Below are 12281 nucleotides of genomic sequence, written 5' to 3'. Positions count from 1 at the left end.
GGCTCGGGGTCTTCGAGGATGCGCAGCGGGTCACTGCCCCGGTACCGGAAGAGGTCCAGATGAGAGTCGTCGTGGCAGGTACCGCCGGCCTCCTCACCGCGAGGACCTTCGCCGGGTTCCACGACCACGGGGGGGAGATCGTGCGGTCGCCGTGCCGCCGTATGCCGCTGTTCGGGGTTCTTTAGGCTGTCAGCCCCGAGGAACCGCCGCTCGATGACCTCACCCCATTGAGCTGCCGACCGTCCCGGTCCGGCCCAGTCCAGTGATCACCGACTCGCAGACCCCGTTCGTCAGTGCCGTGCTCGCTGAGCGAACGCTCCTCCCGAGCCCGAGCACGACTTGGACCACCACAGGTTGCCCCAGTAGCTCAACGTGCGTTGCCCCCACCAGGGCGGCGGCATCTGTCGCCGCCCGTGCCTGCCGGCCGGCCGTCTGTGTGACACCGACCCTTTCCGCAGCCGGCATTCCCCTCTTCTCCACGCCGCGACAGGAAGGCTGCCATGAGTGATCCGTCCCGGCCCACTGAGTCCTCTGCGATCAGTGAGCTCGACCAGATACCCGACCGTGACCGCGAGGAGACTGCCGAATGGCAGGCCTCCCTCGACGCTGTGGTGCGGAACGCCGGGCCGGAGCGGGCGGTGTACCTGATGCGACGGGTGCACGAGTTCGCGGCGCGGTCCGCGATGTCCCTGCCGGGGCTACTGTCCTCGGACTACATCAACACCGTCCCGGCCTCCGCGCAGCCGGAGTTCGACGGGGACGTGGAGATGGAATCCAGGATCACCGCGCTCAACCGGTGGAACGCGGCGGCGATGGTCACCCGCGGTTCGCGTCTGGGACTGGGCGGCCACATCTCCACCTACGCGTCTGCGGCCTGGCTCTACGAGATCGGGTTCAACCACTTCTTCCGGGGCAAGGACGGTGACGGCTCGGGCGATCAGCTGTTCCTGCAGGGGCATGCTTCGCCGGGCATCTACGCCCGGGTCTTTCTCGAGGGGCGCCTGAGCACGGAGCAACTGAACGCCTTCCGCAGGGAGGCCGGCGGCCACGGCCTGCCGTCCTACCCGCACCCGCGCCGGCTGCCATGGCTGTGGGAGTTCCCGACGGTGTCCATGGGGCTGGGTCCGCTCGGCGCGATCTACCAGGCTCGGTTCAACCGTTACCTCCAGGCTCGCGGCATCAAGGACACCTCCGCCTCACGGGTGTGGGCGTTCCTGGGCGACGGGGAGATGGACGAGCCGGAGTCGATCGCCGCTCTCACGCTGGCGTCCCGCGAGAGCCTGGACAATCTCACCTTCGTGGTCAACTGCAACCTGCAGCGCCTGGACGGGCCGGTCCGGTCCAACTCCAAGATCGTTCAGGAGTTGGAGGCCCGGTTCCGCGGCAGCGGCTGGAACGTGGTCAAGACCCTGTGGGGCGAAGCCTGGGACCCGCTGTTGAAACAAGACACCACCGGCGACCTGGTGCAGCGCCTGGGCGAGGTGCCCGACGCGCAGATGCAGACACTCGCAGCGCGGGACGCCGCCTACATACGCAAAGACTTCTTCACCGGCGATGCTCTCTCCGCCGTCTCCGCCTCCCTGAGCGACGCCCAGGTCGTCGAGCTGTTCGAGAACTCCCGCGGCGGCCACGAGCCGTTGAAGGTGTACGCCGCCTACCGGGCCGCCGTGGAGCACCGGGGCGCGCCGACGGTGGTCCTCGCCCAGACGGTCAAGGGTCACACCCTCGGCTCGGCGATCGAGTCCCGCAACGCCAACCACCAAATGAAGAAGCTCACGATGGAGCAGTTCCGCGAGATGCGCGACCTGCTGGAGCTCCCCATCCCCGACAGCGCGCTCGCCGGTGAGCAGGTGCCGTTCTGGCACCCGGGGGAGAACTCGCCGGAGGTGCGGTACCTACATGAGCGGCGGGCGGCGCTGGGCGGCCCCCTCCCCGTTCGCCGGGTGATCGCCAAACCGCTGCCGGAACCGTCCGCCAAGCCCTTCGAGGCTCTGGAGAAGGGCTTCGGCCATCAGGAGGTCGCCACCACGATGGCGCTGGTCCGCCTGGTCAAGGACCTGATGCGGGACGAGCGGACCGGGGCGCGCTGGGTGCCGATCATCCCCGACGAGGCTCGTACGTTCGGGATGGAGTCGATGTTCCCGACGGCCGGGATCTACTCACCGCTGGGCCAGAACTACGACCCGGTCGACGCCGACCAACTGCTCTACTACAAGGAGAGCAAGACCGGGCAGCTGATCATCGAGGGCATCACCGAAGCGGGTTCCGTGGCCGAGTTCGCCGCCGCTGCCACCTCGTACGCCACGCACGGTGAGCCGATGATCCCGCTCTACATCTTCTACGCCATGTTCGGATTCCAGCGCACCGGCGACCAGTTCTGGGCGCTCGGCGACCAGATGGGCCGCGGCTTCGTCGTCGGCGGCACCGCCGGACGCACCACCATGACCGGCGAGGGGCTGCAACACGGCGACGGGCACTCGCACTTGCTGGCCTCCACCAACCCGGCGGTGATCAGTTACGACCCGGCGTTCGCCTTCGAGATCGCGGTGATCGTCCGGGACGGTCTGCGCCGGATGTACGGCGAGCAGCCGGAGAACGTCTTCTACTACCTGACCGTGTACAACGAGCCCAAGCACCAGCCGACCATGCCGGCGCTGCCGGGTATCGAGGAGGGCATCGTCCGGGGCATCTACCGGTTCCGGCCCGCCGAGCCCACCGCGACCGGCCCCCGGCTCCAGCTGCTGTCCTCCGGTACGGCCATCCACTGGGCACTCCGAGCGCAGGAACTCCTCGCCTCCGACTGGAACGTACACGCCGACGTGTGGTCGGTGACGTCCTGGACCGAGCTGCGGCGCGACGCGATGAACACCGACGCCGCCCGCATGCGCGGCGAGGAGCGCACCCCGTACGTCACCCGGGCGCTGGCCGGTGCGCCGGGCCCGGTGCTGGCCGTCAGCGACTGGATGCGGCAGGTGCCCGACCAGATCAGCCAGTGGGTCGAGCAGGACTACTACTCCCTGGGCACCGACGGTTTCGGTCTCTCCGACACCCGTGCGGACGTGCGCCGCCACTTCCAGGTGGACGCCGAGTCCATCGTGGTGACGGCGCTGTACCGGCTGGCCAGGACCGGGCAGGTCGCCCCGGAGACCGTCGCGCAGGCCCGCGCGCGCTACGGCCTCGACCAGTGAGCGGCGAGGTGCCGCAACCCGGGCCTGCGCGACACGACGCGCCGCACATGATGCGCCCGGTGCCATGTCACACAAACCTCCCCTGTCCTGTCACTACTGGTACGGAAACCCCAATAATCGAGGAGGAACCATCATGAAGGTCGTAGTTGTCGGCGGAACCGGTCTCATCGGCTCCAAGGTGGTCGGCAAGCTCACCGAGCACGGCCACGAGGCGGTTCCGGCCGCGCCCAACACCGGGGTCAACACTCTGACGGGTGAGGGCCTGACTGAGGTTCTGCAGGGCGCTCAGGTAGTGGTGGACGTGTCCAACTCCCCCTCGTTCGAGGACGACGCGGTCATGGAGTTCTTCCGCACCTCCACCACGGATCTGCTCAAGGCGGAGAAGGAGGCCGGTGTCACGCACCACGTCGCACTGTCCGTGGTGGGCACTGAGCGGCTCCAGGAAAGTGGTTACTTCCGCGCCAAGCAGGCGCAGGAGGAGCTGATCAGGGAGTCCGGAGTTCCGTTCTCCATCGTGCACGCCACCCAGTTCTTCGAGTTCATGAAGGGCATCGCGGACTCCGCCACTCAGGACGACAACACGGTGCACCTTGCCCCCATCGCGATCCAGCCCATCTACTCCGACGACGTCGCCGCCGCGGTCGGCCGCACTGCCGTCGGTGAGCCGGTGGGCGGTGTCGTTGAGGTCGCCGGACCTGACACGTTCCAGCTGGACGAGCTGATCCGTAAGGGCCTGGCCGCCAAGAACGACCCGCGCACGGTCGTCTCCGATCCCAAGGCACCCTACTTCGGGGCCCAGTTGGAGGAGAAGACGCTGCTGCCCGGTCCGGACGCGCGCCTCGGCGAGACGCGATTCAGCGACTGGATCGCGCGGCAGGGGAAGTAGAACCGGGGAACGGCCAGCGATCGGGATCCGCTCCCGCGCGACTGGACCGCACGACGGCCGGTACCGAGACCCTTGTCCGGTACCGGCCGTTGTGGTGTGCCCATCCAGGTCGGAAGGGTCCTCGCCGTCCCCGACCTGTGACGGGGCCCGCTCGCGAAGGGCCGGCACTGGGCACACAGGGGATCGGGACGGACCGTCCGGTCCGTCCCGATCCCCTGACCGACATACGTAAGAGGCGTCAGCGCACCGAGTGCGCAGCGTCCTCGATGACGTCGGTGACCCTTCCGGGCTGCGAGACGCTCACCGCGTGCGAGGAGCGGACCTCCGTGGTGTGGGCGCCTGCCCGCTCGGCCATGAACTCCTGAGCCTCGGCCGGGATGTTGAGGTCCTGCGTGGCAACCAGGACCCAGGAGGGAATGGTCTTCCAGGCCGGCTCGGCCGCACCCTCCGCCAGGGCGGCGTTGGTGACAGGTCGCTGGGTGACGGCCATCAGGTCGGTCTTGTTACGGGGCACGTCGGCGGCGAACTGGTGACGGAACTTGTCGTTCTGGATGTAGAGGTCGGCGCCCTGGGAGCCGTCCGCCTCGGTCAGCGGTACGGAGCGGAGGGCTTCGCCGAGGGTGCTGCCGGGGAACTTGCCCGACAGGTCGGCCGCGCTCTCGCCCTTCTCCGGGAGGAAGGCGGCGAGGTAGACCAGCGCCTTGACGTTCTTGTTGCCGGTGGCCGCGTTGCTGATGACGGAGCCGCCGTAGGAGTGGCCGGCCAGAACGATGGGACCGTCTATGCCCTCCAGGATGTCCTTGAGATAGGCGGAGTCACCGCTCAGGGACCGCAGCGGGTTGGCGACCGCGATGACCGGATAACCGTCGTGGCGAAGCTTCTTGATGACGTCGTTCCAGCTTGTGGAGTCGGCGAAAGCACCGTGGACCAGGACGACGGTGGGCTTGGGACTCCGTACGTGGACACCCTTGTCGGCGGAGGCGGGGGCGACCGCGGTGACCAGCAGGCCCGCAGCGATGCTGGCCCCGGCGACAACGGTGAGCGGGGTACGGGACCGGCGGGCGAGGGATGAGCGGAACATAGGCAGACACCTTTCGAGGTTGCGCAGACGCGCCGACTCCTGGTGGAAGGAGCGCGGCGCTGATGGTCGGCGGCCCACGACAGCCCACTGCTGAGGCGGGGCTGGAGCCGTGTACGGCGGCGCGGTCAGCATCGTTGCTGCGACGCGGAAACCAGGTAGGAGGCGGGCTGCCAACGTGGACGAGCCGGGTGCCAACCGCCGGGCGGGAACGGCCGGTTGACTCGACAGTCCCACTTACCGCCTTTCGCCCTTATGACAGGACGCTCATCGAATGTGTGACATGTGCCCATCGTCGCCGCGGGCTCGAGACGTGCGGGCCCGGCCGGTCCCTGTCCCATACGGGTCGCCACTCAGCCAATCGCGTGTCGGCCCACTGGGGGCATGCACCCGCCCGCATCTCAGGGTCACCCAGCGCGTTCGCAGGCACTTTCCCCCGCGTCACTGCCCGTGTCACATGGTCCATGCCTGTCCGGTCTGCACTGTCGAGAACAGCGTGACCAGAACGTTGGACACGACAGGTCGGGACAGCGCGCTCGGTCCACCGAGGCCGTTCCGGACGTCGGCCGAGACGTCGCGGTGTAGGCGATGGACTGCCGTGTGAGAGGGAAGATGCCGTATGGACCAGGCCGATGACGCGGTGCCGATCGCTGAGATGCTCGACGAGCGGCAGCATCTGCTGGCCGTCGCCTATTGGATGTTGGGCACAGGTCCTGATGCCGACGAAGTCGTCACCGAGACCTACCGTCGGTGGTACGGCCTGTCCGGTCCGGAGAGGGCGCGGATCGCGGAGCCGCTCTCCTGGCTGGTGAAGACGGCAGGCGCCATCTGCCTGACGTGCCTGGCCCTGCCAGAGCGTCGAGGGCCGGGCGCGGCAGGCACAGCCGGTGATACGACAGTGAGGGCTTGTCCGTCTTTGACGGACGAGGTCAGCGAGGTTCTGCTGAACGCGTTGGACTCCCTGTCCCCGGCCGAGCGGGCGGCATTCGTCCTCAATGATGTTTTCGGGATGGCGCCACAAGTGGTCGCCGAGATCGTAGGCCAGACGGAACAGGAATGTACCGAACTCGCCGAACGGGCCCGTCGCACCTTGCGGACCAGGCGTTCGAGTCCCACCATGCCGCATCAGCACGACCGGATGGTCCGGGCGGTCCGTGAGGCCTGCGCCGCGGAGGACTCGGCCCTCCTGTCATCTCTGCTGGCCCCCGACGCCACGGCCTTCTTCGACGGCGGCGGCAAGGTGCGGGCTCTGGACCGGCCGGTCCACGGTGCCCTGAACGTCGCCCGCAGCCTGCTCACTCTGCTCTCCCACCGCCCCCGTACCGCACTGGACCTCCACTCCGTCAACGGCCGGACGGGGATCGTCGTGCGCTACGACGGCCAGGTCGCCGCCGTGATCAGCTTCGACATCGCCGGCCACCACGTCGTCCAGGTCTGGGCCGTTCTGAACCCCGACAAACTGCGCCTCTGGAACCGGCCGGATGCCTCTCGCGGTGTACCTCGGGTGCCTGGTGTACCCGGTGGGCCTGGCGGCTCGAACGACGTGTCCGCGGCAGACCGGGACTACGGCCTGTTGTGAAAGTGCTGGTCACAGCCACTCGTTGAGGACTGCGACCAGCACGGTTGCCTCGTAGCGGACAGCGAGCTTGATGCCGGCGCCGCCAGTCAGGCCGAACTCAGCCGCCGCACCGGCATCTACCGCACCGACATGGTCTCTGTCCTCAACGAGCTCGCCGACACCGAATGCATCCGCCGCGAACCCGATCCCACCGACCGCCGCCGCAACGTCATCACCCTTACCCCCACCGGCCGCCGCCGCCTAGAGCGCCTCGATACGCTCATCGCCGACGCCCAGCGCGAAATCCTCGCCCCCCTCACCCCCGTCCAGCAGGACGAACTAACCCGCCTGCTCACCGTCCTGACCGAGCACCACCACCCCCCGCACCCCCGCCCGCGCGACGCGCAGTAGCCCATCTACCCACGCCTCCCGAGCCTCGCCCCCAGTTCGGAAAGCGGATAGCTTCTCAGTGGGCGAGATGAGTTGACCGGTTGCTCGTGTCTGCCAGGAGCGGGTCCTCCAGCGACACCGCGGGGACGTCGAGCTGCCGCGCTTGCCCGCGGAACCGCTCGTCCTACCGCCCGTCCTGCTTACCCTGGCCGAGGTGTCGGACCGGGTGAGTGACCCGAGACGAGTGCGAGGCTGCCGCTACCTCCTCGGCGCTCCGCTCACCCTGCGCGCGGTGGCCGTGCTCAGCGGCGCGACGTCGCCTTTGCCATCAACCTCATGCACCGCCAGGCCGGCCGCGAGGCGGAGTACCAGTACTTCGACATCACCAACTGGACCGAAAAGTGGACCATGGGCGGCCATACCGCCCTGATGAGTATCTGGCACAGGCCGTTGCACGCGATGATCGAGGCCTTCACCGGTGCCGGTTTCCGGATCACGGTCATCAGCGAGCCGGAGCCGGATCCAGCCGCCCGCGAGCTGTTCCCCGAAGCCATCGCCGCCAAGCCGCGCTTCCTGTGCTTCCTGTTCTTCGTCCTACAGGCCGACTGGCGCCCGACCGGGACGGTTCACCGGGGAAGACTGCCAAGCAGTCTCCAGATCATGACCGTTGGCGAGGTTCTCGTCTCCGTGCGCAAGTTCGACGGCCGCCCGCATCGGCACCGCCCGATGGCCCGTCTTGGCGAGGACGAGCACGGCGTGCGGCTGGGTGGCGCAGGAGCCGCGGGTCATGCTCTTTCCCCGCGATGCCTGGTGGACCGGGCAGGTCACCATGGTCGACCTGGACTTGATCCGCTGCGTCGCGGCCCGAAACCCGTGGTACACGTGACCACTGGCTACATCGACTCCGATACGGCCGAACAGGCCACTCGTCGCAATGGCGACCAGCCCCCGCTCACCGATCCCCCCGAAGTACACCGGTTCGCTCAGCGGCCGGTACCCGTCACCGGTCAACCCGCCAGGGATGCCAGCCTCTCCGAGATCAGCAACGATCTGTGCGGGCACCTCGGATAGGGCCTCGACGGGCATCAGAGAGCGAACTCAGGCTTCGGCAACTGCGGCAGGGGGCTGGCTCACGAGAGGATCTTCTCCCGCTGGACAGCCCCGTCACCAAGGTCAGCGGCGGTAAAGACGTTCTGCAGCATCAGCCAGCACTGCAGCGGAACGAGAGGTGGCGGTGCCTTCGCCCAGATGCTCAGGCTGCGGCTTCGCCGGGGGTCTCATCCTCTGAGGACTCCTTCGGAAAAAACCACCGGCGAACCAAGGTGTAACCAGGAGGTGAGGTCGTTGCCCGTCAATTCCTTGTACCTCGCCCTGGCCTCATCGCTGGCGTGCTGACCGGCAGGGAGCCTTCGTAGGAATGGGTCGCGGTCATGGTCGCTGGAGGACCGACGAGACTGGTCCGAAGTTTCAGGGGCGGAGAGCGACTCCTGATCCTCCGTGTTCTCGGAACCCCGCCCTCCGGCGAGACTGGCGGCGATGACGGCCAGGGCCACGCTGCCGACCGCACCGCCGACGGCGAGGACCTTCGGCTTGTGCTTCCTGAACAGGTTCTTCGAGGTCTCGACGAAGGTGGTGGGCTCGTCGTTCTCGGGCGTGGAGTCGTTCACGCGCACAGATCTACCGGAACCATCCCCCACTTGTCAGGCGATGACCTCACATCACCCAATCAAGTGCAGTAGCGTCCTGCGGTGATCTCTCTGGGGGAACCTGCGTTCTTCACCCGCCTGCGCGACGCGTGACGGGTACTCATCGCCGGGGCGGGCGGCGGCTTCGACGTGTATGCCGGGCTGCCGCTCGCACTCGCGCTGCGGTCCGCGGGCAAGGAGGTGTACCTCGCCAACCTGTCCTTCGCCGATCTGTACGGCTTGGACCTCGATGTGTGGGTGGACCAGGACGTCGCGGCCGTCGGGCCCGAAACCGCCCTGCGCGGCGACTACTTTCCCGAACGGACGCTCGCCCAGTGGCTCGCGACGCAGGATCTGCCGTCGACCGTGTACGCGTTCCCGAGCATCGGGGTCGGTCCGCTGCGGGCGGCCTACCGGACGCTGATCACCCATCTCGGCGGTGTCGACGCGGTGGTGCTGGTGGACGGCGGGACAGACATCCTGATGCGCGGCGACGAACACGGTCTGGGCACCCCGGAGGAGGACATGGCGAGCCTGGCCGCCGTGAGCAGGCTCGACGAAATCCCGCACCGGCTGGTGGCCTGCCTCGGCTTCGGCGTGGACGCGTATCACGGTGTGAACCACTCGCTCGTACTGGAGAACCTGGCCGCCCTGGACCGGGACGGCGCCTATCTCGGGGCGTTCTCGCTGCTCGGGGCGGCGCGGGAGGGCGCGGGAGGGCGCGCTCTATCTCGACGCGGTGGCGCACGCCCAGCGCCACACCCCGAGCCACCCGAGCATCGTGAACGGATCCGTCGCCGCCGCCGTGCGCGGTGACTTCGGCGATGTCCGGTTCACGGAAAGGACCAAGAACGGCCAGTTGTTCGTCAACCCGCTGATGGCAATGTACTTCTGTGTGGACCTACCTGGACTGGCCCGCCGCAATCTCTACCTTGGTCTGCTGGAACGGACTTCGCTGATGCGGCAGGTGAATTCCGTGATCGAGGAATTCCGCATCACGCTGCCCCGTCAGCGTCCGCCGCGGGCTTTCCCACACTGAGCCTTCCTCCGGCACGGGCGGCCGGGATCCGCCCACCCGCCCTCATCAATCGTCTACACCGACCGGACGATGAGGGTCGGCAATCCCAGGTTTGGACCGCGCTTCACGCCGCTACGACCGCTCAGCTCTTCGGCTGGCACGTCGCGTACGAAGGTTTCCTCGACCGCGATGGCAAGGCATCGGACGCCCCCCACGTCCAACCGCCACGAGCTGACCGGGCAGTCCCCGCTTGGAGAGGTCCTGGCCACCCCCTCCGCCCCGTTGCTGGATGGAATCGCGGTGTGTCTGGTCGACGTGTCCGACGAGTCCGGCGCAGCAGGCTCACCCTGCGCGACGCGGGCCGGTGGGACGCTCCGGCGGTTGACGCCTTCCTCGGCTGGGCCGTCTGGCACCGCGAGCACGCCAAGAATCCCCGACACCGACCCGACGTCATCATCGACGGCAGCTGGCCTCGTATGGCCTGGCACCGTTGGACCGGGTGGACTGCCGACGATCGGCGATGGTGCATCCACCTGCTCGACACCACGGATCAGTCCGTCGCGGAATCCGTGGATCAGGTTGAGCATTGGGTGACCGAACAGCGCGACGTGCTCCGATCCGACCGTCTCACCCTCTCGCGGGCCTGGTCGGATCGGACCGTCACCCGAGCCGACTGCGACTCCTGATCGACTTTCACAACAGGACCTGTTGCACGGCCACACATAGGGGTCGCGGAGCTGCTGTGCACATCGCCCGGTCGGGAACGACCGCGCGCGACCTGCTCTGTTCTTCGGCGAACAGCGTCAAGCCGGCCCCCATCCGAACGGGCAAGACGATGGGATCTTCCCATGGCGGCTTCCGTTCGTTCATTGCCGCCATCAACGCCTACAACCGCTTCGGCGCCGCCCCTCAGCAGCCCACCGGTCCGCCGGCCCGGCAAGTTCGCCCGACCACTCTCCTTCCCGACACGGCGGAGTGTGGCCGACAGTCGCCCTCACTGCCCGCTCCGGAGTTCGGTCTCCTCACTTCGGGTCAGTGGTGACCGTCGTTCCCGTGGTCGCGGGCGTCTCGCCAGCCCCACACTGCGTCTCGACGACGTCATCGTTCTCGGTGCTGCCGCCGCTCACTGCGTCTGACTTCTCGGTGGGGTCGTTCGTGACGTCCCTCTCCTTCTGCCGCCTCTTCAGGGCGAGTTCCCTGGCCATCTTCTCGGAGTGCAGCCTCATCTCAGCCTCTGTCCGGTGCTCGAACATTGTCGCCTCCATGTCAGTTCGTGGGGTGCGGCACGCAGGTGGGCCGCTGGGCCAGTGTGTCCTCGTGCTGCACCCGCAGGTCCGAACGGAACGCGCGAACGGCGGCCGTCACACATTTCTCGGCTCACACAACCGTTGAAGAGATGACCAGGCACCCCAAGCTTGTGTGACACGGCTGGTCACTTTATGTCGGCGAACAAGAAGGATCGACGCTGCCCGTCACCTTCGTCGTAGAGCCCGGTTCGGGCACGTGGCCTTCATGAGGGCTCGGAGGCCGATTGGCCGCTCTGCCGCTTGTCGTCGCGGACCCGCTGACGCACGTGCGTCTCTTGGTGACACCTTGCTGTCCTGGCGGGGTGTGGCCGCAGGCAGCGCAGTGGAACTTTTCCTGAGTGGGGCGGTTCTCCTTGGCTGCATGCCCGCATTCGGGGCAGGGAGGCGTTGCGGGGGCCCCTATGTGTTTGGTCAAGGTCCAAGGCCAGTAGGTTCGTGTGGTCGAGGGCGGGCTGAGCCGGAGGGGTGTGCATGAGTGATAGCCAGGTCACGATCAAGCTCACGAGTGACGAGGCACTGGTGCTGTCGCACTGGCTGGAGAGGCTCCAGATGACGGACCTCAGCCGCGTTGTCGACGATCCGGCGATCTGGGCGCCGATCCATCGGATCGCCGGAACGCTGGACAAGGTGCTTCCTGAGTTGTTCGCGCCTGACTATGACCAGCGGCTTGAGGCCGCTCGTCAGCGGCTTCGGCCGGAGGACTGACCGAGCGGTCTGGACTCCTCAGCTGGCCGCAGCTGTTTGGGGTTCGTAGAAGGTGCCGTCGCGGAGCATGGCGAAGAGGACGTCGGTCCGGCGTCTGGCGAGGCAGAGCAGGGCCTGGGTGTGGTGCTTACCCTTGGCGATCTTCTTGTCGTAGTAGGCCCGGGATGCCGGGTCGCTCAGGGCGGCGAACGCGGAGAGGAAGAAGGCCCGTTTGAGCTGTTTGTTTCCTCTCCTGGAGGGTTGTTCGCCGCGGATCGAGGAGCACGAGCTCCGGGTCGCGGGTGCGAGACCGGCGTAGGCGGCGAGGTGGCCGGCGGTCGGGAAGGTGCTGCCGTCGCCGACCTCGGTCAGGATGCGGGCTCCGGTCCTGACACCGACGCCTGGCATCGACGTCAGGACTTAACGGGGGTAACGGCGATCACTTCCCGTCCGGCGCTTTCAGCCTTGGCGTGCAGGATCGTCGGGA

7 protein-coding genes and 4 pseudogenes are annotated in these 12281 nt (G+C 67.6%); 7 read left to right on the top strand and 4 right to left on the bottom strand.

The window, feature by feature from the left end; all coding sequences use genetic code 11:
• Positions 1 to 500 precede the first annotated feature (500 nt).
• Complete coding sequence (gene aceE / locus QFZ76_RS48410) at positions 501 to 3188, top strand: pyruvate dehydrogenase (acetyl-transferring), homodimeric type (protein ID WP_307679646.1); 2688 nt, start codon at positions 501 to 503, stop codon at positions 3186 to 3188.
• A 133-nt stretch (positions 3189 to 3321) separates the two neighbouring features.
• Positions 3322 to 4074 carry an SDR family oxidoreductase gene (locus QFZ76_RS48405; protein WP_307679645.1) on the top strand — a complete coding sequence of 251 codons (753 nt, stop codon included), beginning with the start codon at positions 3322 to 3324 and terminating at the stop codon, positions 4072 to 4074.
• A 238-nt stretch (positions 4075 to 4312) separates the two neighbouring features.
• Here QFZ76_RS48405 and QFZ76_RS48400 read toward each other — a convergent pair whose 3' ends face one another.
• Positions 4313 to 5155: an alpha/beta fold hydrolase gene (locus tag QFZ76_RS48400; RefSeq protein WP_307679644.1), complete on the bottom strand. Its 843-nt coding sequence runs from the start codon at positions 5153 to 5155 to the stop codon at positions 4313 to 4315.
• 616 nt (positions 5156 to 5771) lie between these two features.
• On the opposite strand from QFZ76_RS48400, the gene QFZ76_RS48395 reads away from it, so the two are divergent.
• The 3 genes and pseudogenes from QFZ76_RS48395 to QFZ76_RS48385 all read left to right on the top strand — a co-directional run.
• Positions 5772 to 6731 carry a sigma factor-like helix-turn-helix DNA-binding protein gene (locus QFZ76_RS48395; protein WP_307679643.1) on the top strand — a complete coding sequence of 320 codons (960 nt, stop codon included), beginning with the start codon at positions 5772 to 5774 and terminating at the stop codon, positions 6729 to 6731.
• An 87-nt stretch (positions 6732 to 6818) separates the two neighbouring features.
• Positions 6819 to 7121 (top strand): annotated as a pseudogene (locus QFZ76_RS48390) (MarR family winged helix-turn-helix transcriptional regulator); the annotation flags it as partial.
• 291 nt (positions 7122 to 7412) lie between these two features.
• Positions 7413 to 7706: pseudogene (locus QFZ76_RS48385) on the top strand (SAM-dependent methyltransferase); the annotation flags it as partial.
• 671 nt (positions 7707 to 8377) lie between these two features.
• Here the strand turns inward: QFZ76_RS48385 and QFZ76_RS48380 are convergent.
• The gene (locus tag QFZ76_RS48380) at positions 8378 to 8767 is read right to left on the bottom strand and encodes a hypothetical protein (RefSeq protein ID WP_307679642.1); all 390 of its coding nucleotides are present in this window, start codon (positions 8765 to 8767) and stop codon (positions 8378 to 8380) included.
• A gap of 141 nt (positions 8768 to 8908) precedes the next feature.
• Between QFZ76_RS48380 and QFZ76_RS48375 the strand changes: the two are divergent.
• A pseudogene (locus QFZ76_RS48375) lies at positions 8909 to 9824 on the top strand (DUF1152 domain-containing protein).
• A gap of 1001 nt (positions 9825 to 10825) precedes the next feature.
• Here the strand turns inward: QFZ76_RS48375 and QFZ76_RS48370 are convergent.
• Positions 10826 to 11056: a hypothetical protein gene (locus tag QFZ76_RS48370; protein WP_307679641.1), complete on the bottom strand. Its 231-nt coding sequence runs from the start codon at positions 11054 to 11056 to the stop codon at positions 10826 to 10828.
• A gap of 525 nt (positions 11057 to 11581) precedes the next feature.
• On the opposite strand from QFZ76_RS48370, the gene QFZ76_RS48365 reads away from it, so the two are divergent.
• Positions 11582 to 11815 (top strand): hypothetical protein, encoded by a 234-nt coding sequence (locus QFZ76_RS48365; protein ID WP_307679640.1) that lies wholly within the window; start codon positions 11582 to 11584, stop codon positions 11813 to 11815.
• 18 nt (positions 11816 to 11833) lie between these two features.
• Here QFZ76_RS48365 and QFZ76_RS48360 read toward each other — a convergent pair.
• Positions 11834 to 12214, bottom strand: a pseudogene (locus tag QFZ76_RS48360) (transposase); the annotation flags it as partial.
• Positions 12215 to 12281 lie beyond the last annotated feature (67 nt).

Source organism: Streptomyces sp. V4I2 (assembly GCF_030817655.1).
GTDB lineage: Bacteria > Actinomycetota > Actinomycetes > Streptomycetales > Streptomycetaceae > Streptomyces > Streptomyces plumbiresistens.
This window is presented reverse-complemented; position numbering and strand designations above follow the sequence as displayed.

Bases quoted from the DNA above. Each gene is read 5' to 3' on its own strand.
- aceE (WP_307679646.1), top strand. From the start codon at position 501: ATGAGTGATCCGTCCCGGCCCACTGAGTCCTCTGCGATCAGTGAGCTC.
- QFZ76_RS48405 (WP_307679645.1), top strand. From the start codon at position 3,322: ATGAAGGTCGTAGTTGTCGGCGGAACCGGTCTCATCGGCTCCAAGGTG.
- QFZ76_RS48400 (WP_307679644.1), bottom strand. From the start codon at position 5,155: ATGTTCCGCTCATCCCTCGCCCGCCGGTCCCGTACCCCGCTCACCGTT.
- QFZ76_RS48395 (WP_307679643.1), top strand. From the start codon at position 5,772: ATGGACCAGGCCGATGACGCGGTGCCGATCGCTGAGATGCTCGACGAG.
- QFZ76_RS48370 (WP_307679641.1), bottom strand. From the start codon at position 11,056: ATGTTCGAGCACCGGACAGAGGCTGAGATGAGGCTGCACTCCGAGAAG.
- QFZ76_RS48365 (WP_307679640.1), top strand. From the start codon at position 11,582: ATGAGTGATAGCCAGGTCACGATCAAGCTCACGAGTGACGAGGCACTG.